Below are 22,168 nucleotides of genomic sequence, written 5' to 3'. Positions count from 1 at the left end.
GATCCAAACGTCAGTGGCTACCCGTCACCTCCTGCCAGGGAAGCCTGTGGCCGTTGCAGAGGAGACTGGGAGATTCTCCACGGGCGGCCAGCTCAGCTTTAAGCCCCTGCCTGACCGCTTGACCGTAGGACTGCACCCTTCCACCCTCAGGGTAGGCAGCATCGGGATCATCGTTCAGGCCGGAATATGAGCAGATTGAATTGGAGTTCTCAGGGCCCTTTTCCACTTGGCCGGCGGCGAATGCCGGAGTGGCGGACAACGCGGTCAGGGCACCGACACAGAGTGCGGCGGAAAGAATTTTGATGCGCATTGCTATACCTCGCTTCGTTTGACGTAGCGTGCGCTCCCCAGCCAGCCCGACGCAGGTTGGATTAAGATAGCGCAGCTCCGAACCGAAGTTAAGACCCGCACTGTAGTTATCTCAGGCAGGAAGATCCGGAGCTATTCAAGGAGAAACCGCTGCAGAAAGCTCCGCAGCCGCGACGCTCTAGGCTGCCTACTCCATGGGTCCGGAACGGAGGCTCCGTCCACGGCCGAGCAATCCGGGCAAGGCCCATCAGGGAACTCACCCATTTGTTTCCAGATCCGCCCTTCCAGGCAGTGGTGGTTCCGGCATTCCTCGTGCTCCATGGATCATCCCCCAACGCAACAACTCTGGCGCTTAGTCTGTGGCGACCTGGGATGATTTATGGCGCGGAAGTGGGGCAGGAAGCACAGCGCATATCAGCGGGAGCTCTTGTAACGCATCTGATGGATCGCCGGACGGGGGCCGCTCGCGTAGGGGCGTGTGGCCGGCCCGGGGGGTCTAAGTCAGAACCGGCCACACTGTCCGCTTGAGCGAGCGGACGTACACACGGCCGGCCAGCCAACAGATGGGGCCCTGCTCGTGCGCCGTGACCGGCCGACAAAAGGGTCTCGTCTTCTCGTCAGCCGTGGCTGCGGTTCCGCATTCCAGATGCGCCCTGCAGCCTGTCACTACTTAGTAGTGAAGCCACTAGGCGGAACATGACATGGTTCAGGGCGCTTTTTGTTTGCCGAGCCAAAAGGGCTACTTCTTCCCGGCCTTAAGATCCGCGATCATCTTGGCAATCCGTCGCGCGCGGGTCTCCGCAGTCTTGGCATCCCCAATCGGTTCCACGTAACGCCGCTGCGCGCTGTAGTTGAGCGTTCCGTAGAAGGCCTTCGCCTCCGGCTCGGCGTCCAGAGCAGCTGTAAGATCATCCGGCACCTCCACAACGCGCGGCTGGGTGTCCACCTCCAGGCCCACCTCGACGGTGTCCCCTGCCGCGGCGCCGATCAGCTCCCGGTTGGCCGAGCTAACGCCCACCATGTACTTCCCGCCCATCACCGCGATGCTGCTGCGGTAGCTCTGACCGTTGATGGTCACCACCACCGGCGGCCGTTTGCCTGCGCCGAGCCCCTCAACGATCTGTTCGGGAACTTCAATGCCCGCCTTGTTGCCTTCGCCCACAATGGTGGTTGTGAATTTCATGTCCCAAGTATGCCGCCGGTCAGTGGTGGACGCACCCCATCAGCAGGACTAGGTTCAACGTACGCCCCACGTTAAGCAAGGAGAGAGAACATGGACGAGCAGGACCTTTTGGAACGAATTCAGTCTCTTGTGGAGGAAGAGCACCGCCTCCGCGACGCTGCCGGGTCAGACGACGACGGCGGCGACAGCACGGCGCGCCTGGCTCACCTGGAAGCCCAGCTCGATCAGTGCTGGGATTTGCTCCGCCAGCGCAGGGCGAAGCGGGATGCCGGGGAGAACCCGGACAGCGCTGAACCGCGCCCCATCAGCGAAGTTGAGGGCTACCGGCAGTAACTACGCTCCTTCAAGCACCTGACTGGTAGCCCACGCGAGGTATTTGGCGGCGTTAGCAACGGCGTCGGCGACGTCCGGGACGCCATCCTTGCGCTGCGCAACGTCCAGCAACTGGGCCGCGGCAACAATGCCGTGTTTTGCCAGGTCTTCCGGCGTGACTGTGATGCGTCCAGCCACCGCGATCACCGGGATGCCATGCACGCTCGCGGCGTCAGCCAGCGCGATGGGTGCCTTGCCGGTGAGCGACTGCTCGTCCATGGAACCTTCACCGGTGATCACCAGATCGGCCTCGCCCAAGTGCTTCGCCAGGCCGGTCAGCCCGGCCACCAGCGCAAACCCGCCTTCCAGCGCGGAGTCACTGAAAGCCAGGAACGACGCCGGGAACCCGCCCGCTGCCCCAGCTCCCGGAACGTTGACATCGCGGCCCGTGGCCTCCCGAAGGAGCGACGCCCAATTGCGGAGACCGGCGTCGAGTCTTTCAACGGCGTCCTCATCCGCACCCTTCTGGGGGCCGAAAACGTGCGCGGCACCTTCCGGCCCGTACAGCGGGTTTTGAACGTCGACGGCGATCCTGAACTTCACGGCGGACAGCCGGGGATCCAGCTCGGAGACATCCAAGGCAACGACGTCGGCGAGGGAACCTCCGCCGAGGGGCACTACATTGCCGGCCGCATCAAGGGGTTTGAGTCCCAAGGCACGCAAGGCGCCGCTACCGGCGTCGGACATCGCTGAGCCGCCCAAGCCGAGCACGATCTCGGTAGCGCCGGCGTCGAGGGCCGCCGCTACGAGTTGGCCGCAGCCGTAGCTATGGGCGCGCAGCGAATTCTCAGGTGTCGGCTCCATGTGGGCCAGACCGGACGCCATGGCTGTCTCAATGACTGCGCTTGCCCCACCGAAAGCATCCTTGCGGATGGCCCACGAGGCTCCGACAGGCTTGAGGATAGGGCCCACAACCGCGTTGTTCCGTTCCTCGTAGCCCGCAGCGATCGCGGCGTCGAGGGTACCTTCGCCGCCGTCGGCAACGGGAAACTGAGTGGTCACGGCATCCGGGTAAACGCGCAGGGCACCTTCGGCCATGGCTGACGCGGCTTCGGCGGCGGTCAGTGATCCCTTGAACTTGTCCGGGGCGATGAGGATACGCATGGGTCCTATCTTGCCAGCTTGCCCCGGAAAGCGCTTGCCCGCAGCGTAACGTTGGCTCTCAAAGGCTGAACGTAGGGGTGGATCCGGCCGGGGCTTCGGGCGTCGCACCCGTTGCCGCCAAATGCCCCCGTAACCTCTGGTGCGATCCGCGCGAAAGGGTGCGGAGCCTACGCCGCAGCCCCACAGAACTATCCGTTGATCACCCGCACGGGAGCCCCATCAAGCCACCCCTTAACATCTTCGAAAGCCCCGCCATAGAACTGCCGGTAGCTCTCGTGCGTCACGTAGCCGACATGCGGCGAAAGCGCTGTCCTCGAGGAATGCAGCAGCGCGTGCCCGGAGGGAAGAGGTTCCTCGTCGAACACATCCAGCGCAGCGCCGCGGATCCACCCCTCTTCAAGGGCCTGGATGAGCGCCGCTTCGTCCACCAGGGGGCCACGTGCGGTGTTGACCAGCACGCCCTCGGGGCCCAGTAGACGCAACTCCTTCGAACCCACAATCCCCTCCGTCCGCTCAGACAAGCGAAGGTGCAGCGTCACGACGTCGGACTCACGGAACAACTCCTCCTTGCTGACCTTCCGGGCGCCCGCATCAGCGGCGACCTCGGCTGTAAGGTTTTGGCTCCAGGCGAGGACGTCCATACCGAATGCTTTCGCATAGCCGGCCATGCGTTTGCCGATCTTGCCCAGGCCAACAATTCCCAGCGTCTTGCCTTCGAGTTCGAACCCCACGCCGGTCTGCCAGGTACCGGCCCGCAGCGAGTTCTCCTCCACCGTCAGATTCCGGGCAAACGCCATCAACAAGGCCCATGTCAGTTCCGGCGCCGCAGCCGGAGAGCCCGCCGTTCCGCACACCACGATCCCGCGTTCGGCCGCGGCCTCAAGATCGATCGCTGCATTCGCCATGCCGGTGGTCACCAGCAGCTTCAGGTTCGGCAGCGCCTCAAGGACGTCCGGTGGGAAACGGGTGCGTTCGCGCATCGCCACAATGATGTCGAATGGTGCCAAAGCGGCCACTGCTTGCTCTTGCGATACGAAAGGCGCGCTGAAGACGCTCACTTTCACGCCGTCGTCGAGCAGTGAATCCCACGGGGCGTAATCGCCGGAGACCTGCTGGTAATCATCCAGGATGGCTAAACGGAATCGGGTCACGCTCCTTATCCTTGCGCGGCGGCCGATGGTACTCAACCCCCTGCGCCGAGTTTTAGACCCATTGGCCCCGGCGCACCAGGGCTTCCTTCAGGAGATCCAGCCGGTCGGACACAATACCGTCCACACCCAGGTCCAGCAGACGCTCCATCTCCGCCGGATCGTTGACAGTCCACACATGCACCTGCCTGCCCAACCGGTGTGCGCGGCGGATAAATCCGGGCGTCACCACGGGCAACCGGCCGTAGCGGACAGGAACCTGGAAGACGTCGACGCCGGAGAGCAGCTTGCGTGTCAAAGGAACCGGAAGCACCGGCCCAAGAAGTACGAAGATCGCGGTGAGGGAGCTGCCCGCAGAAGAGGCAACTCGCCGTGAAAGCCTGGCAAGAACTGCGCGGCGCCGCCTGTCCGAGAAGCTGGTGACCAAAACCCGGTCATGGACGCCATGCTTCTCGATCGCAGCGGCCAAAGGACCCACGGAGTTCCAGTCCTTGACGTCCAGGTTCAGCCGGGCATGGGGCAATGACGTGACCAGCTCATCAAAAGTTGGCACCGGCTCCACCCCGCCAATACGCGCCGCAGCCACCGCAGCAGCGGTCAACTCCGAAACCTTGCCCCCGGAATCGGTCACGCGGTCCAAAGAGGAGTCATGGAACACCAGCAGTACGCCGTCGGATGTCGTGTGGACATCCGTTTCCAGATGAACAGTTCCGAATTTCATTGCAGCGTGGAAAGCGGCCATGGAATTCTCCAGGCCATCCAAGGAGAAACCCCGGTGGGCGAAGGCCAAAGGGCCCACCGAACCGTCCTTGCGGAGGAAATAGGGCAGCGTCACTCCCGTAGCGTAGCCCATCGCTAAGGGGCGCTTAGCTCTCCTGCGGGAGGGTCGCCGTCGTTTGCGGAACGATCGCCACGCCGTCGCTGACGTGCACCAGCGTCCGGCCGCGACCGTCGTCGAGCTCCACCCACACCGCGGTGGCATCGCCGGTGACGGCGTCCACAACGCCTGCGGACTCGAAACCAGGAGTCAGCGTGATATTGACGCGGTCGCCCTGACGAAGCGAACGCCAATGATGATCCGGTTCGATGCGCCGCAAAGGCGCGGTGTTGACATTGTTGATCCGACGCTTAGCCATGGTTCCCCCTTCAAATACCCTGAAAATAGGACTGGTAGACACGATGCGAACGGGTCTTGGCTGGAAGCCTACGGAGGCAAGTTGAACGCAGGTTGTATGGAAGCTGGGAACAAGGTGACACTGCAGGACTGACAAACTAGGGGCATGACTGTGTTGATTGCCGGCTGCGGCGACCTGGGAACTGAAGTTGGCCTGCGTATGGCGGCTGCAGGCCATGAAGTAGTGGGCTTGCGCCGTTCCCCCCAAAAGCTGCCCGGAGAGATCCGCGGTGTCTTTGCGGACCTCTCGGTTGCCGTGCCGGAACTGCCCGAAGACGTGGACATTGTGGTGGTGGCCATCGCCGCCGACACTTCCACCGAAGAGGCCTACCGGGCGGCGTACCTGAACGGCGTGAAGAACGTGCTGGACGCGCTGGAACGGCAATCCATCCAGCCACAGCGGATCCTGTTCGTCTCCTCCACGGCTGTGTACAAGGATTCCGGCGGCGCTGTGGTGGACGAGTCCACTCCCACGGAGCCCACGCGGTTCAGCGGGAAAGTTCTGGTGGAGGCTGAGGATCTGTTGTTTTCCCGGACGCGCGGCACGGCCACCCAGCCCATCTCCCTACGCCTGGGTGGAATTTACGGCCCTGGACGCACCCGGCTGATCGACCAGGTCCGCAACGGCAAAGCTGTCATCCCCGCCCAACCCCGGCACACCAACCGCGTCCACCGGGACGACGCCGCGGCCATGATCGTCCACCTCACCACCATGGAAGCCTCTCCGGACTCCGTCTACGTAGGGGTGGATGACCACGCGGCGGAAATGGGAGACGTCATGCGCTTCCTTGCCGCAGAGATGGGATGCCCGGAACCCCCGACGGCGGCACCCGGCGACGCGTCCGACGCCGGCCCCGGCGACAAGCGCTGTTCCAATGCCCGCCTGCGGGCGACGGGCTTCGACTTCACCTTCCCCACCTACAAAGAGGGCTACCGCGCTTTGCTCGCCGGTGAGGGTGTGCGGCACCCGTAATTTGTGAGGTTAGCTGGTCAAGCGACGCCGCGCCCGTCTGGTCGGCTTTATTGTCCGGGCAGCGTGAACAAAAGGCCGCAGAACCTCCCTGAGTTCCTTGGCGTGGGGACCGTTGAGGTCAATTTCATAGGCAGTGCCGTCAACGGAAAAGGACACTGTCTCCTCCGCGTACGTGCCGTCCAGGTCATCATGCAGAGTAACGATTCTTCGCGTAGCCACGCTGGAACCCTACGTCTTAGTGGCGTGCGGCATGCCGTCGCTGGTTCGCATGTCCCATGCCTCGCTCAGCCCTAAGGCTCACCGGTGCAGCAGCTAACTGACCCGCTGCTCCGTGAGCTTTGCCTCGAGAACCTGGGCTACGCCGTCGTCGTCGAAGTGCGGCGCCTGCTGCCCGGCGGCGAGGATGGCTTCCGGGTGTCCGCTGGCCATCGCATAACCGTGACCGGCCCAGCGAAGCATCTCAATGTCGTTGGGCATGTCCCCGAACGCCACCACATCAGCGGCTTCGATCCCCAGCGACTCGGCGTACTGGGCGAGTGTGACGGCCTTGTTGATACCGGGAACAGACATCTCCAGCATCGCGGTCCGAGGCGCTGAGTGCGTGGTGGACACAAGGTGGGCTACGGCCGGCTGCACTTCGGCGAGGAACTCATCCGGCGTCCCCTTGCGGGTGATCGCCAGGAACTTCACGACGGCGTCCTCCGCCGTGAGCGTCTCGGCCAGCGGTTTGGGGGTGAACTCCGCGAGCAACTCGCTGGTTTCGTTCTCAATGAAGCCCGGCTCCAGCTGGAAACCCGTGAGGGTCTCAACAGCGAACAGTGCGTCAGGCCGGATGTCCTTAATGATGCGGCGTGCCTCAAAAACGGCGTTGGCATCGAGAGCGCAGGAAGAGAGAGCCTTCTCGGATTCGAGATCCCACACCACCGCACCGTTGGAACAAATCACGATCCCACTGTGACCCAGCTGCTCCTGAAGCGGGTACAACCAGCGCGGCGGGCGACCCGTGACAAAGACGAGCTCCACCCCTGCGTCGCGGCACGCCTGAAATGCCTTGATGGTCCGGTCACTGATTTTGCCGTCGTGACCGAGGATTGTGCCGTCAATATCGCTTGCTACGAGCCGCATCATGCCAGTCTACGTGGGCGCACCGGCCCACAAGGTCGCGCGGTTCAGGGAGCGCAGCATAGTGTGAAGTCATGAGTGAGAAGACCAGCGAAGTCGAAGAACACAGCACCCGCGGAGCTTACGTCACTGGCGGCGAGTTCACCCGGGACACAAACTACATCGAGGACAGGATCACCCGTGACGGTGCGGCCGGACCCAACGGTGAGCCTGGCTGGCCCGTGGAGCCCGGCCGCTACCGCCTGATTGCAGCGCGGGCTTGCCCGTGGGCCAACCGTGCCGTGATCGTGCGCCGGCTTCTTGGTTTGGAGGATGTCATCAGCCTCGGCCAGCCTGGCCCCACGCACGACGCACGATCCTGGACCTTCGACCTGGACCCCGACGGCAAGGACCCGGTGCTGGGAATCGAGCGACTCCAGGAAGCGTTCTTCCGCCGCTTCCCGGACTACCCCCGCGGCATCACCGTCCCTGCCATGGTGGATATCCCCAGCGGAGCAGTGGTCACCAACAACTTCCCCCAAATCACGCTGGACTTTTCCAGTGAGTGGACGCAATTCCACCGCCCGGGTGCGCCGGATCTGTACCCGGAGCACCTGCGCGAGGAAATTGACCAGGTCAACAAGCGCGTCTTCACCGAGGTCAACAACGGCGTTTACCGGTGCGGATTCGCCGGATCCCAGGAAGCATATGAGGCCGCCTACACCCGGCTCTGGACTGCCTTGGACTGGCTGGAGGAGCGGCTGAGCGGTCAACGGTATCTCGTGGGTGATTCGATCACCGAGGCTGACGTCCGGCTCTTCACCACCCTGGCCCGGTTCGACGCGGTCTATCACGGGCACTTCAAATGCAACCGCAACAAACTGAGCGAAATGCCGGCCCTGTGGGGATATGCCCGGGACCTGTTCCAGACACCCGGGTTCGGGGACACCATCGACTTCGTGCAGATCAAACAGCACTACTACATGGTCCACGAGGACATTAACCCCACCAAGATCGTCCCTTCCGGTCCTGACCTATCCGGCTGGCTCACCGATCACGGACGGGAATCCCTCGGCGGCCGCCCATTCGGCGACGGCACTCCTCCGGGACCCGTGAAGGCTGGCGAAGAAGTGGCTGACGGACAAGGTGCCGGCTAGGACCTACTCCACTCCGTGGTTGAGCTCAGCTCGCGTGGGCGGGTTTGCGCCCGCCCGCGACACCGTAACGGCGGCCGCACGGGTGGCGTGATCCATGATGGCGGTCAGTGTTTCCACCGGCATCGCCCGGAGATCGGACCGGTTCTGCGCGCCGTCCAAACCGTGGTCCACAATGGCGGACAACAGCCCCGCCATGAACGAATCGCCTGCGCCCACGGTGTCCACCACATTCACGGAGGGCGCGGAAATCTGGGTTTCCCCTGCCCGGGTGATGCCCCACGGACCACGTGAACCCCGCGTCACCACCACCAAAGCCGGTCCTTCTTCACCGCCCAAGGACAGCCAGCGGCGCGCGGATTCCACAGGATCAACGCCGGGATACAGCCATTCGAGGTCCTCGTCCGAGGCCTTCACGACGTCGGACAGCACCACAAAGCGCTCGGCTTGGGTTCGTGCATACTCAACATCCGTGATGATGCTGGGCCGGCAGTTGGGATCGAAGCTGATGGTGCTGCTCGGGTGGGCGTGCTCGACGGCGGCAATCACCTCCGCGGCGCCGGGCTCCAGGAAAGTGGCAATGGAGCCGGTGTGCAGCAGGGTGGAGCCTTGCAGCATGAGCGGCAACCGTCCGGCGAGCCCCGGAAGCTCCCAGGCGAGGTCGAAGGCGTAGGTGGCGGCGCCGTCGTCGTCGATCTGCGCGGTGGCAACGCTGGTTGGCTTCTCATCCGGCGGAAGCGGCACCATCACTGAACTCGAACGCAGGTGGGCAGCAATAGAGTCGCCGTACGCGTCGCGGCCGTAGCGCCCAATGAATTGCACCGGGTGATCCAGCCGCGCCAGACCAACCGCAACGTTCAGCGGGCTCCCACCCACATGGGCCTCGATTCCCGAGGAGCGTTGAACGACGTCCACCAAAGCTTCACCAATGACTGTCAGCATGGAGACCACTCTGCCAGAGGCGGCCCCCTACGGCCCACTAATTACGAGAGCAACCGCTGCACCAGTTCGCGGCATTTCTTATAGGCCACGGCCTTGGGGTCGATGAGGTCAAAATGGTCGCCAGGGACGCGCAGCAACTGGGCCGCACTTCCGGCCGCCGTGGCTGCAGCCACGTACGCTTCGGACTGACTCGCAGGAACGTCCTCGTCATCCGTGGCATGAACGGCATAGACGGGGACGTTGATGGGCAGCGAACTCATGGGATCAGCGTATTTATGCCGTTTGGGGTATCTAGCAGAATCGCCGCCCATGAGGTTGCAGACGGCGCCGTTGCTGAGGTTCAGCTTCTCTGCCGCAGCAAGGTTCAGGAGGCCCGACTGGCTGACGACGCCGGTCAAGTGCACAGCGTTGTCCTCCGGTCCGCGCTGAAGTTGGCGGTCGGCGTCGGGCGTTCCAATGGAGGACAGCTTCTGCCGCCCGGCAGCCCAGACGGCCAAGTGGCCACCAGCCGAATGGCCCAGCGCCACTACTTTGCCGAGTTTCAGGTCATGGTCGCCGGCTATATGGGATAGATGGTCGATTCCGGCGAGGATGTCCTCGAAGGTATGGGGCCAACCACCGCCGTTGCCGGCCCGCCGGTACTCAAGGTTCCAGGCGGTGATGCCATGCGCTGCGAGGTCGCGAGCAAGGGGTTCACCAAGCTCAGCGCCGTACTGTGAGCGCCAATAGCCGCCATGGATCACAACGGCGATTCCGCCGGCGACTGTAGCCGCGCCGCGATGGTTTCCGTTGGACGGTTCAGGTATGAAGAGTTCGCCCCATTGGCTGGGGTGTTCGCCGTAGCTGTACTTGTGCCGCAACATTGCGCCCTCCTTTGTACTGAGCCTATCCTGACGATTCGGTTGTTTGGCTAGAGGCACCCCGACGGCGGGTGGCTCGGTTCAGTGTCGGACCCGCCCCGTAAGCTGGGGGCATGGCAAGCAATTGGGACAGCCTGGATCAGGCCCAGCGCGACGCAGTGGATGCGAATGTGGCGCTCTATGAGCGTGTTCGCCCTGCATTGAAGCGGGTCACACGGGATGTGCTGCTCACTTTGAGGGACATGCTGAACGACGCCGAGGTCACCCCTTTGTTCGTCACGGGGCGGACCAAAACCGTTGAGTCGTTCCGCGAAAAGATTTCCCGAACGGATGAACCTTTGGAGCCCGGCGGGCCGCGCTTGCTGAAGTTCCCTGACCCGTTCCGCACGTTGAATGACATGGTGGGCATCCGCGTCATCACCAAACTGCCGGCGGAGAACGCCGCCGTAGCCAATATCATCAAGCGGCAGCGCCAACTCTTTGATTGCCGCGGCGACCGTGAGAAGGACATCGGCTCCATCGAGTCCGGAACGTACGGCTACTCCAGCCGGCACCTCATCCTGCGGACCATCCAGAACGAGGCCGTGAAGGAGTACCAGCACGTCTTCAACCCGGACATGCCCGCCAACGGCAGCTACTTCTTCGAATGCCAGATCCGCACGGTGTTCGCGCACGCTTGGAGCGAGATCGAGCACGACATTCGTTTCAAAGCCGAAGATCCGCGCGCTTGGACACCACATTTCGACCGCCAGTTCACGGCCACCGCGGCCATGTTGGAAACCGTGGAAAGCGCCTTCGCCGATCTTCACGAGCGTTATGAGGAAGTCCGCGGCTACTGGGATCTTGAGGGTGAGGGGGGCGCGCCACTGACACCCAACCGGGTTCGTGACGTCTGGCGTACACTCTTGCCGCACGTTGACCGTAAAGTTGATGACGACTGGGGATGGGCTGCCGAGCTGCTCGCCGCCCACGGACTCACCAAGACCGTGGAGCTTGCCGGGCTGCTCAGCGCCAACCGGATCACCGAGGTCCGGAAGGCCCTGGACCACCGCTACTCCCCCGGCCCGGACCGCCTCCTGGATGACCTCCTGCTGTGGCAGTACGGAACCGAACACATTGATCTCACCGCTGAGGCGCCCGACGTCGTCCCGCACCCGCGGCGCGACAGCCTCCTGCGGCGTCTTAAGCAGATTGAGCGCTACCGCCAGACTGCTTTGTAAAGCCCGCACTGTAAGGACCCATGACTCCCGAGCAACTCATGTCACTGCGGGCGACTTTCCGTTCGCCCCGTCGCCTGCTGACGGAGTCCCTGGCGGGACTCGTGGTGGCCCTGGCGCTGATCCCCGAGGCAATCGCGTTCTCGGTGATTGCCGGCGTTGATCCCCGGATCGGGCTGTTCGCTTCCTTCACCATGGGCGTGGTCACCGCGATTGTTGGCGGGCGTCCTGCCATGATCTCTGCTGCCACTGGTGCTGTGGCCCTGGTGATCGCGCCGGTCATGAAGGAACACGGGCTCGACTACCTCATTGCCACCATCATCCTGGCGGGCGTCTTCCAGATCATCCTTGCCGTTCTGGGCGTCACCAAGCTGATGCGCTTCATCCCGCGGTCCGTGATGATCGGCTTCGTGAACGCGCTGGCGATCCTGGTGTTCATGTCCCAGATGCCCGAGCTCTTCAACGTGCCGTGGATGGTCTACCCCATTGTGGTTGTGGGCTTGGTGATTGTGTTCGGGCTGCCCCGCTTGACCTCGGCTATCCCCGCGCCACTGGTGGCCATTGTTCTCATTACGTTGGTGACAGTGGTGGGTGGCATCGATGTTCCCACGGTCAGCGATAAAGGCGAACTCCCGGACAGCCTGCCCGGGTTCTTCCTGCCCAACGTTCCGTTGAACCTGGAGACGTTCCAGATCATTGCACCCTTCGCCTTGTCCATGGCGTTGGTGGGCCTTCTGGAATCGTTGATGACTGCCAAGCTGGTGGACGACATCACGGACACCCGTTCCAACAAGACGAGGGTCTCGTGGGGTCAGGGTGCGGCCAACATCGTCACCGGTTTCCTTGGCGGCCTGGGTGGCTGCGCGGTGATCGGTCAGACCATGATCAACGTCAAGGGCTCAGGGGCTCGAAGCCGGCTCTCGACGTTCCTGGCCGGCGTTTTCCTGTTGGTATTGGTGGTGGTCCTGGGCGATGTTGTGGGCATGATCCCCATGGCGGCGTTGGTGGCCGTGATGATCTTCGTTTCATTGATCACCTTCGACTGGCATTCCATCCGGCCTGCTACGCTCAAGCGCCTGCCCAAGTCCGAGACCGCCGTCATGCTCATTACCGTTGCCGCCGTGGTGGCGACGCACAACCTCGCGGTGGGTGTCGGCGTCGGCGTTTTGACCGCCATGGTGCTCTTTGCGCGGCGGGTGGCCCACTTCGCAACTGTTGAGCGGACGGAACTGGAGCTCAACGGTGAAGTTGTTGCCACCTACACGGTGGACGGCGAACTGTTCTTCGCTTCCTCCAATGATCTGTACACGCAGTTCGACTATGCGAAAGATTCCTCAGAGGGCATAGACCGTGTGATCATCGATCTGCACGGCTCGCACATCTGGGATGCCTCAACAGTGGCCGTGCTGGACTCGGTGACCGAGAAGTATCGGAATCACGGGCGTGACGTAGAGTTCATCGGGCTCAACGAAGCCAGCGTCCGTATGCGCGAGCGACTTGCCGGTAAGCTCAACCCCTGACATATACCCCTGCGTGGATGTAACGAACTCGCTCGGTTTGGGCGCCGAGTGTGAGCATGGATGAATGCTTGAGGCAACCAAATCCCCATCGAAAACAGAAGAAACCGCTGCGCCCGTCAACGCCGCACTAGCCGCTGAAGCCAAGATTGCGCGTATTGCCGTCACAGTTTTCCCCCTTCTGGTGGTGGTTGCCGGCGTTCTCGGCTTCCTGATTCCCGATCTGTTCAAGCCCATGGGCGTCGCAGTTCCCTACCTGCTGGGCGTCATCATGTTCTGCATGGGCCTCACGCTGACCCCACCAGACTTCGCCTCGGTGGCCCGGCGTCCGTGGGCTGTGGCGTTGGGAATCGTGGCGCACTACGTGATCATGCCCGGAGCCGGGTGGCTCATTGCGGTCCTCCTGCAGCTTCCACCGGAACTGGCCGTTGGCCTGATCCTCGTTGGCTGCGCTCCTTCCGGCACCGCCTCCAATGTCATGGCTTTCCTGGCCAAGGGGGACGTGGCCCTTTCTGTGGCCGTCGCTTCCGTTTCCACACTCATTGCACCTTTGGTGACCCCTGCACTGACACTCTTCCTGGCGGGATCCTTCCTGCACATCGACGCCGGTGCCATGGTGATGGACATTGTGAAGACCGTCCTGCTGCCGGTCATCGCGGGCCTTCTGGCCCGGATTTTCCTCTCGAAGCTCGTCGCAAAGGTGCTTCCGGCACTTCCGTGGGCATCCGCCGTCGTGATTTCGTTGATCGTGGCCATTGTTGTGGCGGGAAGCGCCAGCAAGATCGTTGCCGCGGGTGGCATCGTGTTCCTGGCAGTGGTCCTCCACAACGGTTTCGGCCTGGGCCTCGGCTACCTTGCCGGTAAGCTCGGCCGCCTGGATGATAAGGCCCGCCGTGCCCTCGCATTCGAAGTTGGCATGCAGAACTCCGGCTTGGCTGCGACGCTGGCCACGGCACATTTCGGTGCCTTGGCTGCACTCCCGTCGGCCGTGTTCTCGCTGTGGCACAACATCTCGGGTGCGATCGTGGCTGCTTGGCTGGCTCGCCGCCCACTGAAGGACTAGCTAGCCCTCCGTGGTACCTCGCCGATGCAACTTCCACGGCGAGGCCACCCGAATGCCCTCCGCCGGTGTAACTCCCGCCAGGCGATCGAGCAGCATGCGGACAACCTGCTCAAAGATCGGGTCCGGACCCACTGTTGTCAGGGCTGGATCGTACTCCTGGCCCTCGGTAGAGTTCCCGACCCCGACAACCTGAACGTCCTCGGGCACGCGAAGGCCGAGGCGGTAGGCGGCACGGATCGTCTGCAGCGCCTCCATATCGTCCGTGCAAAGGATCGCGGTAGGCCGGTCCGGTAGCTGCAGCAGCTCAAGCGCGGACTGATATGCGATGGCCGGACGGTGCTGCGACGTTCTGACCAAGGACTCATCAAGCGGGATGCCCGCGTTCTTCAGTCCTGCTGCGTAGGCGGCGAAGCGGCTCTTGGGCCGGCCGGCCGGGTCCGCCCTCCGAATGCAGCCGATCCTGCGGTGTGATGCAGTGAGGAATTCCATGCATTCTGCAAGCCCGGCCTCGGGTTCGGGAGCAAGGACATCGAAACCGGCCTGCTTCATGGTGCCTGAAATGACCACCTGGGCAACGCCACGGCGGGCCAATTCAGTGACTGTTTCGTCCTCGGACTTTGCTTCCGGGAAATAGCCGATGATGACGCCGTCCGCACCGCCGGACATCATGAACTTCCGCCAGTCATCACCCAGCAGGATCACTGGTTGGTAGCCGTGCTGGGGCAGGATCGTGGCTGCGGCGGTGGCGAGTGCCCGGTCCCACGGCCACTCGAGGTTTCCGATGGCCACGGCAACTACGTCAGTCTTGCCCCGGCGCATCCCTCGCGCGGCCTGATTGGGCACATACCCGAGCTCTTGCACCGCAGCCAGGACACGGTCCTGCGTGGGCTGGCTGATCCGGGTAGTGCCACCGTGACGACCGGAAAGCACATAAGAAACTGTGGTCAGCGAGACGTCCGCCGCCCTGGCCACATCCCGAATGGTGGGCTTTGATCCCTTGCTCACGTTGCAACTCCTGATAGACAGCGGATTTCTTGAACTCTATCCGCTGCGGAGTTGGACTCCTCTTGACGCAATTAGTTGTGAACGTTAACAATTACGGGAGTCTACAAATACAAGCGGGAGATTATTCGATGAAGAACTGGGCAGGAAACCTTGAGTACTCGTCAGCGGACATTCAACGGCCCACCACCGTGGATCAGCTCCGCGAGCTCGTAGCTCATGCCACCCGGATCAAAGCCCTTGGCTCCCGGCACTCCTTCAACACCGTTGCAGACACCGACGGAACTCACATCCTCCTCGATGCCCTCCCCCAGGAAGTGGTGTTGGACACCGCGAAAAGCACGGTCAAGGTCAGCGGTGGCATCAGCTACGGGGCGCTGGGCCGCGCACTTGAGGAACAGGGCTACGCGATCCACAACCTCGCATCCCTCCCCCACATCTCCGTTGCGGGCGCTATCCAAACCGGCACGCACGGCAGTGGGGTCAACAACCCCTCGCTCGCTGCCGCCGTCGTCGGCATTGACCTGGTGCGCGCCTCCGGCGAGCTGGTGACCCTTACAGCGGACGACGACGAATTCCTCGCCAGCGTGGTGGGAATGGGAGCACTTGGCATTGTCACAGGGCTGGAACTCGCGATCCGACCTAGCTACGAGGTCCGGCAGCGCGTGCTCACCAACCTGTCCTGGGAGGGTGCGTTGGCGAACTTCCAAACCATCGCATCCAGTGCCTACAGCGTCAGCTTCTTCACCAACTACACCGGCGACACCATTCCCCAGGTCTGGCTCAAAGCACTGGACACCGAGGCCCCGTTACCAGACCTGTTCGGAGCAACCCCGGCGACGTCAGCCATGCATCCCCTGCCGGACATGTCTGCTGAGAACTGCACAGAGCAGCTGGACGTTGCAGGAAAATGGCTGGACCGCTTGCCGCACTTCCGTCACGAGTTCACGCCAAGCAACGGCGAGGAACTGCAAAGCGAGTTCCTCCTGCCTCTGGATCAAGCACCAGCCGCGCTGCGGGCTGTCCGGGAACTAGCCCACAAGCTCGCGCCGCTCCTGTTCGTTTCCGAGATCCGCACTGTGGCAGCAGACGAGTTCTGGCTCAGCCCGTTCTACCAGCAGCAAAGCGTGGCACTCCACTTCACGTGGAAGCCGCTCCAGACCGAGGTGGAAGCAGTGCTGCCCGAGCTTGAGGAAGCCCTGCGTCCGTTCGGTGCACGCCCGCACTGGGGCAAGCTCTTTACGCCCGGCCAGTACGACTTCGCGGCGCTGTATCCTCGGTTCGAGGACTTCCGTGCCTTGGTTCAGGCCAACGATCCTTCGGGCAAATTCCGTAACAGCTTGTTGGACAGCGTGCTGGGTGTTGCCGTTACGTCCTAGCCCTCAATCACGTTGCCAACCCGCTTTTCCGTCGCTGGGCAGGAACGGAAAAGCGGGTTGGCAACGGAAAAGCGGGTTTACGAGATGTGCGCCAGCACTGCACCAGCCGTGACCACGCCACCGGGAGCTGACAGGACTTCGGAGAGCGTACCTGCACGGTGCGCAGGGACCTGGGTTTCCATTTTCATAGCCTCCAGGACCACCAAGGGATCCCCGGCGGCTACTTCAGCACCGGGTTCAACGAGCCACTTGACCACTGTTCCGGCCATGCTGGAGACGAGGGCTGATTCCGCGGGAGAGTCTCCACGTGTGACCGAACCCGGCGTATCGGTCGGCGCGGTAAAGGCCGGAATGCCCTGCCCGGAACGCGCCCAGCCATCCAGCAGATCCGCGGGAAGGCCAACCGCGAGGCGCTTCCCATCCACGTCCACGGTGATGGTTCGCCGCTCCCCTCCGGGAGGAACCACGCTGTATTCGGGATCCACCGGGATCTTGTCTGCGAAGTCGGTCTCAATCCATCGGGTGTGAACCCTCATTCCGGCAACGGACGTGAAGTCTTCGGACTCCAGGACCGCGCGGTGGAACGGCAGGACGGTGGCCAGGCCCGTGATGTTGATTTCGGCCAAGGCACGCCGGGCACGGCGCAGTGCCTGCTGCCGGTCAGCTCCGGTGACGATCAGCTTGGCCAACAGGGAGTCGAATTGCGGCGCCACGAAGGAGCCAGACCGCACCCCGGTGTCCAAGCGGATGCCAGGACCGGTGGGCGCTTCGAAGGAAGCCACGGTGCCGGGGGACGGCAAGAATCCACGGCCCACGTCCTCGGCATTAATACGGAACTCGAAGGAGTGTCCCTGCGCCACAGGATCCTCCGTGATGCTCAACGGCAATCCGGCGGCAATCCGGAATTGCTCCTGCACAAGGTCAATCCCGGCAGTTTCCTCGGTGATGGGGTGTTCCACCTGCAGGCGCGTGTTGACCTCGAGGAAGGCCACGGCGCCGTCGGCTGAGACCAGGAATTCCACAGTCCCGGCGCCGTAGTACCCAGCCTCCCGCACTATGGCTTTGGAGCCGTCGTAGATTCGTTGACGCTGTTCATCGCTCAAGAACGGAGCGGGAGCCTCCTCCACAAGCTTCTGGTGGCGTCGTTGGAGCGAGCAATCGCGGGTGCCCACCACCACTACATTGCCGAGTTTATCCGCGATGATCTGTGCTTCCACGTGCCGCGGCCGGTCAAGGTACTGCTCCACGAAGCACTCACCACGCCCGAACGCCGCTACAGCTTCACGGACCGCGGAATCGAACGCTTCCTCAACTTCGGCGAGCTCCCGGACCACTTTCAGACCGCGGCCACCACCACCGAAAGCCGCCTTGATCGCGAGCGGGAGTCCGTGTTCCTCCGCAAAAGCCCGCGCTTCCGCTGCAGAGGAGACGGGACCGTCGCTTCCGGCAACCAAGGGAGCACCCGCGCGGACTGCGATTTCGCGGGCAGTGATCTTGTTGCCCAACTGACGAATGGAGTCCGGTGAGGGTCCGATCCATTCAAGCCCGGCGTCGAGCACTGCTTGTGCAAACTCCGCGTTCTCGGAAAGGAAACCGTACCCGGGGTGGATGGCGTCAGCACCGGACTCCTCCGCGACCGCCAGCAGCTTCCCGATGTTCAGGTACGTGTCAGCCGGCGAGTTTCCGCCCAGGCTGTAGGCTTCCTCGGCGGCGCCTACGTGCATGGCATCGGCATCGATGTCCGCGTAGACGGCTACCGACAGGATGCCGGCGTCGTCACAGGCTCGGGCGACGCGGACGGCGATCTCGCCACGGTTCGCGATCAGGACCTTGCGCATCAAATACTCACTTCTCTGGGGTCTTCGTAAAAGTCGTGGTGAAGCTTGGGGAATCCGGAACCAGCCGGAAGCGGATCTTTCCGCCGATGGGCACTTGCGCGGCGAGATCAAGATGTTCATCGCGCACCACACCAATCACGGGATATCCGCCGGTGATGGGGTGGTCCGCCAGGAACAGGACGGGCAATCCGGCCGGCGGAATCTGAAGGGCTCCGGCCATGGTGCCCTCGCTGGGAAGCTCACCTTCACGGGTGCGCTTGAGCGGAGTCCCGTCCAGGCGCATGCCCACACGGTTGGACTGCGGCGTGACAAGCCATTCCTGGTCGCAGAGCGAATCAAGGGCTTCCGGCTCGAACCAGTCCGCCCGCGGCCCGGGGACCACATCCAGTACCGTAACGCCGGCGCCCGGAAACTTGGGCTGCAATTCGGGCTCACCCACCGCGGTGGAAACTGTGTCCTCGCCGACGGGAAGCTCCTGACCAGCCATGAGAGGGCCCGGTCCGATCCCTGACATCGTGTCCGCTGAGCGACTACCCAGCACCTCCGGCAGATCCACTCCGCCTCGGATTCCCACATAGTTTCGGAACCCTGACTCGGGAGCACCCAAGGTGAGCACTTCGCCGTCGAGCAGCGCGAAAGGTGTGGCCATCGGAACGGTCCGCATCGCGCCCGGCCGATCGCCGTCGTCGGACTCTTCGGACTCAACCCTCGACGGCGACTGGATGGTCAGCGTACTCGGCGCACCTGCCACGGCAATCACCTGGTCACCGACGGCCTCGACGGTGAGCCCGCCATTGACCGATTCGATGGCCGCAGCTGAAGGAGCGTTCCCCACCAGCCGGTTAGCCCGCCGCAGGGATGCCCTGTCCAGGGCCCCGGCGGCAGAGACACCCAGCGGACCGAAACCCCGGCGGCCGAGGTCCTGGATTAGGCTCTGTGCACCTGGATTGAGAATCCGAAGACCGGACTCAGTGTGGTGCTCCGTTTCAGGGTCGCGGGCCTCCGAAGCTCCAGCAGTCACAACCTCGCGGACGGCCCGGTACTGCACCCGATCGCCGGGCCTGACAAGGGCTGGCTGGGCTCGGTCCAGATCCCACATTCGTGCACCGGTCCGGCCGATCAGCTGCCAACCGCCCGGCGAACGGCGCGGGTAGACCGCGGAATACTGTCCACCCAGAGCAACGGATCCAGCTGGAACCGCCGTACGTGGGGAAGAGCGCCGTGGAACCGTGAGTGCCTCGTTTTCGCCCACCATGTATCCAAACCCAGGCGCGAAGCCAGCGAAGGCTACGGTCCAGATCTGGCCTGTGTGCGCAGCTACGACGCCGTCCACGCTCAGCCCGGTGAGCTCCGCGACGTCGGCGAGGTCGTCGCCGTCGTAAACAGTATCGATGACCACCAACCCGGAGTCGGTTCCCTCCGGAGCGGTGAGTTCGAGCTCCATGAGCCGCAACCCTATTGCTCGGGTCGCCGCTGCGGACTCTCCTACCACCATGACCGTTTCCGCGGCGGCGAGAACGTCCACCTGTCCGGGAAGCGGGGACTTGTAGAGCATGTCCTGCAGTGCAAGGACATCCTGCAGCCCGTCCAGCTCGGCCAGAACCGCCCGGGTGCCGACGGGCCTGACGGAGCGGACCCTCTTAGCAGTGGTGGTTTGCATTACGGTTTCCATTTTCGCTACGCCGCCGGCTGAGCTTGGGTCCCCTGCATCAGTCGGACATCTTCTTCCGGCTTGGGGTCGCGGCCCAGGAGCATGCCGACGATGGTGACTACTGCAGCGACGAGGATGTAGACGGCGATCAAGTACCATCCGCCACCTGCTGCGCCGTAGAGGGCGGTGAAGATGATGGGAGCAACGGCTCCACCAATCACGCCGGCCAGGGTGTAGGCCAGCGAGCTGCCGGCGTACCGGAGCCTGGCCGGGAACTGCTCGGTGATGAAGGCCGCTTGGGGGCCGTACATGAACGCGTGGAGTGCCAGGCCGATCACGGTGCCGACTGTCAGCATGGCTACGGACTTGCCCTGGATCATCAGGAAGAACAGCGGGATGTAGGCTGCGGTGGCCGCCGCTGCGATGCCGTAGACCCAGCGGCGGTTGAAGCGGTCCGTCAGGGCCCCGGCCAGCGGAATCAGGAAGAGCTGGAACGCGGAGCCAATGAGGATGGCGGACAGGACGTTGCCGGTGGTCATGCCCAGTTCCTTGGTGGCATAAACCGCCACAAACACGGTGAACAGCGCGTAAAGGATGTCAGGGCAAACACGGGAAAGCGCTGCTGCCACCAAAGCCTTGGGTTGTGTGGTGAAGACTTCCTTGATGGGAGCCTTGGGGCGATCCCCGTGGGCCTGGATAGCCTTGAAGACGGGGGTTTCTTCAAGCTTGAGCCGGATGATCAGGCCGAAGACCACCAAGAGTGCGGAAGCCAGGAAGGCTACGCGCCAGCCCCAGGAGAGGAATGCTTCTTCGCTGAGGGAAGCGGCGAGAATGGCCAGAACACCGTTGGCCATGAGGTTGCCGGCGGGCGGGCCGATCTGGGCCGCGGAAGACCAGAAGCCGCGCTTGTTGGGGTCGCCGAATTCGCTGGACAGCAGCACTGCGCCACCCCATTCGCCACCAACACCAATGCCCTGCGCCAGACGCAGCAGCACAAGAATAGTAGGTGCCGCTACGCCGATCACTGAGTAGTCGGGCAGCGCACCGATGAGGACCGTGGCTACACCGATCAGGACCAGCGTAAAGACCAGCACGTATTTGCGGCCGATCTTGTCCCCGAGTCGGCCGAAGATGACGCCACCAATCGGGCGGGCCAGGTAGCCAACCGCAAATGCCGAGAAGGAGAGCAGCAACGCCACGAATTCGTCGTTGCCGGGGAAGAAGATCTTGGGGAATACGAGGGCCGAGGCCACCGAGTAGATAGCGAAGTCATAGTACTCAAGCGACGTTCCGGTAAGACTGGCGACGTACGCCTTGATAGCGCCAGGCGGTGGCTTCCTTGTCACTGCCTTGGCTGCGTTGTTTGTGCTGGTCATGATGTCCTCCGGGGGATGAGGGATGGTGCGGGAGCCCGGGGCGGGCTAGAGGAACGAGCCGACCGTGACGCCGGCGTCGGCCAGAGCGGACTTCACAGCGGTAGCCATTGCAACGGCTCCCGGTGAGTCACCATGCACACAGATGCTTTCTGCGCGGATTTTCAGGATGGAGCCGTCAACGGTCCTGACGGATTGTTCAGTAGCCATCCGAAGGACGTGTTCGGCCACTTCGGCGGGATCATGCAGAACCGCGCCCGGCTGGGATCGCGAAACCAATGTTCCGTCCGGGTTGTAAGCGCGATCCGCGAACACTTCGGAAACAGCCCGGAGGCCGGCTTCCTCTGCGAGGCGCAGGACCTCGGAACCAGGAAGGCCAAGGATCGGAAGGTTGGGGTCAACCGATCTCACAGCCTGGACGACGGCCCGTGCCTGGGCGGTGTGCTTCACGATTGCGTTGTAGAGACCACCGTGGGGCTTCACGTACTGGACACTGGCCCCGGTGGTGGCAGCCAACGCTTGCAGCGCACCGATCTGATAAACCACGTCATCGGCCAACTCCACGGGATCGATATCCATGAAGCGGCGGCCGAATCCCGCGAGGTCGCGGTAGCCGACATGGGCGCCAATAACGACGCCGGCCTTGGCCGCCTTCTCGCAGGTGCTGCGGATGACGCTGGGGTCGCCAGCATGGAATCCGCAGGCAACGTTGGCGCTGGAGACCGACTCGAACATGGCCGCATCATCACCGAGTGTCCAGCGCCCGAAGGACTCTCCGACGTCGCTGTTCAGATCGATGATTGCCATG

Annotated in this window: 22 protein-coding genes; 7 read left to right on the top strand and 15 right to left on the bottom strand. The window is 63.2% G+C overall.

Annotation, left to right across the window (positions count from 1 at the left end; translation table 11 throughout):
- Positions 1 to 10 precede the first annotated feature (10 nt).
- Both ACZ5J0_RS00340 and ACZ5J0_RS00335 read right to left on the bottom strand, forming a co-directional pair.
- Positions 11 to 310, bottom strand: a complete 300-nt coding sequence (locus ACZ5J0_RS00340) for a hypothetical protein (RefSeq protein WP_142937242.1) — start codon at positions 308 to 310, stop codon at positions 11 to 13.
- 738 nt (positions 311 to 1,048) lie between these two features.
- Positions 1,049 to 1,492: a YdeI/OmpD-associated family protein gene (locus ACZ5J0_RS00335; RefSeq protein WP_142937243.1), complete on the bottom strand. Its 444-nt coding sequence runs from the start codon at positions 1,490 to 1,492 to the stop codon at positions 1,049 to 1,051.
- 90 nt (positions 1,493 to 1,582) lie between these two features.
- On the opposite strand from ACZ5J0_RS00335, the gene ACZ5J0_RS00330 reads away from it, so the two are divergent.
- Positions 1,583 to 1,825 (top strand): DUF2630 family protein, encoded by a 243-nt coding sequence (locus tag ACZ5J0_RS00330; RefSeq protein ID WP_105691148.1) that lies wholly within the window; start codon positions 1,583 to 1,585, stop codon positions 1,823 to 1,825.
- Here the strand turns inward: ACZ5J0_RS00330 and ACZ5J0_RS00325 are convergent, their stop codons facing one another.
- The 4 genes from ACZ5J0_RS00325 to ACZ5J0_RS00310 all read right to left on the bottom strand — a co-directional run bounded on the left by ACZ5J0_RS00325 (position 1,826) and on the right by ACZ5J0_RS00310 (position 5,252).
- Complete coding sequence (locus ACZ5J0_RS00325; RefSeq protein ID WP_250820402.1) at positions 1,826 to 2,968, bottom strand: glycerate kinase; 1,143 nt, start codon at positions 2,966 to 2,968, stop codon at positions 1,826 to 1,828.
- A 188-nt stretch (positions 2,969 to 3,156) separates the two neighbouring features.
- Positions 3,157 to 4,119 carry a D-2-hydroxyacid dehydrogenase family protein gene (locus tag ACZ5J0_RS00320; protein ID WP_165450147.1) on the bottom strand — a complete coding sequence of 321 codons (963 nt, stop codon included), beginning with the start codon at positions 4,117 to 4,119 and terminating at the stop codon, positions 3,157 to 3,159.
- Between the two features lie 52 nt (positions 4,120 to 4,171).
- Positions 4,172 to 4,969, bottom strand: coding sequence for a glycerophosphodiester phosphodiesterase (locus ACZ5J0_RS00315; protein ID WP_464093905.1), 798 nt, complete (start codon positions 4,967 to 4,969; stop codon positions 4,172 to 4,174).
- A gap of 13 nt (positions 4,970 to 4,982) precedes the next feature.
- Positions 4,983 to 5,252 carry a hypothetical protein gene (locus ACZ5J0_RS00310; protein WP_464093904.1) on the bottom strand — a complete coding sequence of 90 codons (270 nt, stop codon included), beginning with the start codon at positions 5,250 to 5,252 and terminating at the stop codon, positions 4,983 to 4,985.
- 144 nt (positions 5,253 to 5,396) lie between these two features.
- On the opposite strand from ACZ5J0_RS00310, the gene ACZ5J0_RS00305 reads away from it, so the two are divergent.
- The gene (locus tag ACZ5J0_RS00305; RefSeq protein WP_464093903.1) at positions 5,397 to 6,263 is read left to right on the top strand and encodes an SDR family oxidoreductase; all 867 of its coding nucleotides are present in this window, start codon (positions 5,397 to 5,399) and stop codon (positions 6,261 to 6,263) included.
- A gap of 9 nt (positions 6,264 to 6,272) precedes the next feature.
- Here ACZ5J0_RS00305 and ACZ5J0_RS00300 read toward each other — a convergent pair whose 3' ends face one another.
- Both ACZ5J0_RS00300 and ACZ5J0_RS00295 read right to left on the bottom strand, forming a co-directional pair.
- A complete protein-coding gene (locus ACZ5J0_RS00300) occupies positions 6,273 to 6,482 on the bottom strand; it encodes a histone-like nucleoid-structuring protein Lsr2 (protein WP_464093902.1) in 210 nt (69 codons plus the stop codon).
- 93 nt (positions 6,483 to 6,575) lie between these two features.
- A complete protein-coding gene (locus ACZ5J0_RS00295) occupies positions 6,576 to 7,388 on the bottom strand; it encodes an HAD family hydrolase (RefSeq protein ID WP_464093901.1) in 813 nt (270 codons plus the stop codon).
- A gap of 71 nt (positions 7,389 to 7,459) precedes the next feature.
- Here ACZ5J0_RS00295 and ACZ5J0_RS00290 point away from each other — a divergent pair, with 71 nt between their 5' ends.
- Positions 7,460 to 8,521 carry a glutathione S-transferase family protein gene (locus tag ACZ5J0_RS00290; protein ID WP_464093900.1) on the top strand — a complete coding sequence of 354 codons (1,062 nt, stop codon included), beginning with the start codon at positions 7,460 to 7,462 and terminating at the stop codon, positions 8,519 to 8,521.
- 3 nt (positions 8,522 to 8,524) lie between these two features.
- Here ACZ5J0_RS00290 and ACZ5J0_RS00285 read toward each other — a convergent pair whose 3' ends face one another.
- Both ACZ5J0_RS00285 and ACZ5J0_RS00280 read right to left on the bottom strand, forming a co-directional pair.
- Positions 8,525 to 9,460, bottom strand: a complete 936-nt coding sequence (locus tag ACZ5J0_RS00285; protein WP_464093899.1) for a carbohydrate kinase family protein — start codon at positions 9,458 to 9,460, stop codon at positions 8,525 to 8,527.
- 41 nt (positions 9,461 to 9,501) lie between these two features.
- Positions 9,502 to 10,323 (bottom strand): alpha/beta hydrolase fold domain-containing protein, encoded by an 822-nt coding sequence (locus tag ACZ5J0_RS00280; protein WP_166842645.1) that lies wholly within the window; start codon positions 10,321 to 10,323, stop codon positions 9,502 to 9,504.
- A 110-nt stretch (positions 10,324 to 10,433) separates the two neighbouring features.
- Between ACZ5J0_RS00280 and ACZ5J0_RS00275 the strand changes: the two genes are divergently transcribed.
- The 3 genes from ACZ5J0_RS00275 to ACZ5J0_RS00265 all read left to right on the top strand — a co-directional run bounded on the left by ACZ5J0_RS00275 (position 10,434) and on the right by ACZ5J0_RS00265 (position 14,117).
- Positions 10,434 to 11,540, top strand: a complete 1,107-nt coding sequence (locus ACZ5J0_RS00275) for a GTP pyrophosphokinase (RefSeq protein ID WP_142937253.1) — start codon at positions 10,434 to 10,436, stop codon at positions 11,538 to 11,540.
- A gap of 20 nt (positions 11,541 to 11,560) precedes the next feature.
- Positions 11,561 to 13,057 carry a SulP family inorganic anion transporter gene (locus ACZ5J0_RS00270; protein WP_223941360.1) on the top strand — a complete coding sequence of 499 codons (1,497 nt, stop codon included), beginning with the start codon at positions 11,561 to 11,563 and terminating at the stop codon, positions 13,055 to 13,057.
- 64 nt (positions 13,058 to 13,121) lie between these two features.
- Positions 13,122 to 14,117 carry a bile acid:sodium symporter family protein gene (locus ACZ5J0_RS00265; RefSeq protein WP_464093898.1) on the top strand — a complete coding sequence of 332 codons (996 nt, stop codon included), beginning with the start codon at positions 13,122 to 13,124 and terminating at the stop codon, positions 14,115 to 14,117.
- Here ACZ5J0_RS00265 and ACZ5J0_RS00260 read toward each other — a convergent pair whose 3' ends face one another.
- A complete protein-coding gene (locus tag ACZ5J0_RS00260) occupies positions 14,118 to 15,122 on the bottom strand; it encodes a LacI family DNA-binding transcriptional regulator (protein ID WP_464093897.1) in 1,005 nt (334 codons plus the stop codon).
- Between the two features lie 128 nt (positions 15,123 to 15,250).
- Here ACZ5J0_RS00260 and ACZ5J0_RS00255 point away from each other — a divergent pair, with 128 nt between their 5' ends.
- Positions 15,251 to 16,498, top strand: coding sequence for a D-arabinono-1,4-lactone oxidase (locus ACZ5J0_RS00255; RefSeq protein WP_464093896.1), 1,248 nt, complete (start codon positions 15,251 to 15,253; stop codon positions 16,496 to 16,498).
- Between the two features lie 77 nt (positions 16,499 to 16,575).
- Here ACZ5J0_RS00255 and ACZ5J0_RS00250 read toward each other — a convergent pair whose 3' ends face one another.
- The 4 genes from ACZ5J0_RS00250 to ACZ5J0_RS00235 are packed head-to-tail and all read right to left on the bottom strand — an operon-like array spanning position 16,576 to position 22,167.
- Complete coding sequence (locus ACZ5J0_RS00250) at positions 16,576 to 18,336, bottom strand: acetyl/propionyl/methylcrotonyl-CoA carboxylase subunit alpha (protein WP_464093895.1); 1,761 nt, start codon at positions 18,334 to 18,336, stop codon at positions 16,576 to 16,578.
- A 7-nt stretch (positions 18,337 to 18,343) separates the two neighbouring features.
- Entirely contained in the window at positions 18,344 to 20,008 is a 1,665-nt protein-coding gene (locus ACZ5J0_RS00245; RefSeq protein WP_464093894.1) for a 5-oxoprolinase subunit B/C family protein, read from the bottom strand.
- 5 nt (positions 20,009 to 20,013) lie between these two features.
- Positions 20,014 to 21,363, bottom strand: coding sequence for an MFS transporter (locus ACZ5J0_RS00240; protein WP_166842638.1), 1,350 nt, complete (start codon positions 21,361 to 21,363; stop codon positions 20,014 to 20,016).
- A gap of 45 nt (positions 21,364 to 21,408) precedes the next feature.
- Positions 21,409 to 22,167 carry a LamB/YcsF family protein gene (locus ACZ5J0_RS00235; RefSeq protein WP_464093893.1) on the bottom strand — a complete coding sequence of 253 codons (759 nt, stop codon included), beginning with the start codon at positions 22,165 to 22,167 and terminating at the stop codon, positions 21,409 to 21,411.
- Position 22,168: the final 1 nt, after the last annotated feature.

It is taken from the genome of Arthrobacter sp. DualSoilB13 (genome assembly GCF_055389195.1).
Note: the sequence above shows the minus strand (reverse complement) of the source record. Positions and strands in the feature narration are given on the sequence as shown.

Excerpts from the sequence above, each read along its gene's own strand:
- ACZ5J0_RS00270 (WP_223941360.1), top strand. The coding sequence starts at position 11,561 with ATGACTCCCGAGCAACTCATGTCACTGCGGGCGACTTTCCGTTCGCCC.
- ACZ5J0_RS00295 (WP_464093901.1), bottom strand. The coding sequence starts at position 7,388 with ATGCGGCTCGTAGCAAGCGATATTGACGGCACAATCCTCGGTCACGAC.
- ACZ5J0_RS00290 (WP_464093900.1), top strand. The coding sequence starts at position 7,460 with ATGAGTGAGAAGACCAGCGAAGTCGAAGAACACAGCACCCGCGGAGCT.
- ACZ5J0_RS00240 (WP_166842638.1), bottom strand. The coding sequence starts at position 21,363 with ATGACCAGCACAAACAACGCAGCCAAGGCAGTGACAAGGAAGCCACCG.
- ACZ5J0_RS00340 (WP_142937242.1), bottom strand. The coding sequence starts at position 310 with ATGCGCATCAAAATTCTTTCCGCCGCACTCTGTGTCGGTGCCCTGACC.
- ACZ5J0_RS00335 (WP_142937243.1), bottom strand. The coding sequence starts at position 1,492 with ATGAAATTCACAACCACCATTGTGGGCGAAGGCAACAAGGCGGGCATT.
- ACZ5J0_RS00310 (WP_464093904.1), bottom strand. The coding sequence starts at position 5,252 with ATGGCTAAGCGTCGGATCAACAATGTCAACACCGCGCCTTTGCGGCGC.
- ACZ5J0_RS00325 (WP_250820402.1), bottom strand. The coding sequence starts at position 2,968 with ATGCGTATCCTCATCGCCCCGGACAAGTTCAAGGGATCACTGACCGCC.
- ACZ5J0_RS00280 (WP_166842645.1), bottom strand. The coding sequence starts at position 10,323 with ATGTTGCGGCACAAGTACAGCTACGGCGAACACCCCAGCCAATGGGGC.
- ACZ5J0_RS00275 (WP_142937253.1), top strand. The coding sequence starts at position 10,434 with ATGGCAAGCAATTGGGACAGCCTGGATCAGGCCCAGCGCGACGCAGTG.
- ACZ5J0_RS00245 (WP_464093894.1), bottom strand. The coding sequence starts at position 20,008 with ATGGAAACCGTAATGCAAACCACCACTGCTAAGAGGGTCCGCTCCGTC.
- ACZ5J0_RS00305 (WP_464093903.1), top strand. The coding sequence starts at position 5,397 with ATGACTGTGTTGATTGCCGGCTGCGGCGACCTGGGAACTGAAGTTGGC.
- ACZ5J0_RS00250 (WP_464093895.1), bottom strand. The coding sequence starts at position 18,336 with ATGCGCAAGGTCCTGATCGCGAACCGTGGCGAGATCGCCGTCCGCGTC.
- ACZ5J0_RS00285 (WP_464093899.1), bottom strand. The coding sequence starts at position 9,460 with ATGCTGACAGTCATTGGTGAAGCTTTGGTGGACGTCGTTCAACGCTCC.
- ACZ5J0_RS00315 (WP_464093905.1), bottom strand. The coding sequence starts at position 4,969 with ATGGGCTACGCTACGGGAGTGACGCTGCCCTATTTCCTCCGCAAGGAC.
- ACZ5J0_RS00265 (WP_464093898.1), top strand. The coding sequence starts at position 13,122 with ATGCTTGAGGCAACCAAATCCCCATCGAAAACAGAAGAAACCGCTGCG.
- ACZ5J0_RS00235 (WP_464093893.1), bottom strand. The coding sequence starts at position 22,167 with ATGGCAATCATCGATCTGAACAGCGACGTCGGAGAGTCCTTCGGGCGC.
- ACZ5J0_RS00330 (WP_105691148.1), top strand. The coding sequence starts at position 1,583 with ATGGACGAGCAGGACCTTTTGGAACGAATTCAGTCTCTTGTGGAGGAA.
- ACZ5J0_RS00255 (WP_464093896.1), top strand. The coding sequence starts at position 15,251 with ATGAAGAACTGGGCAGGAAACCTTGAGTACTCGTCAGCGGACATTCAA.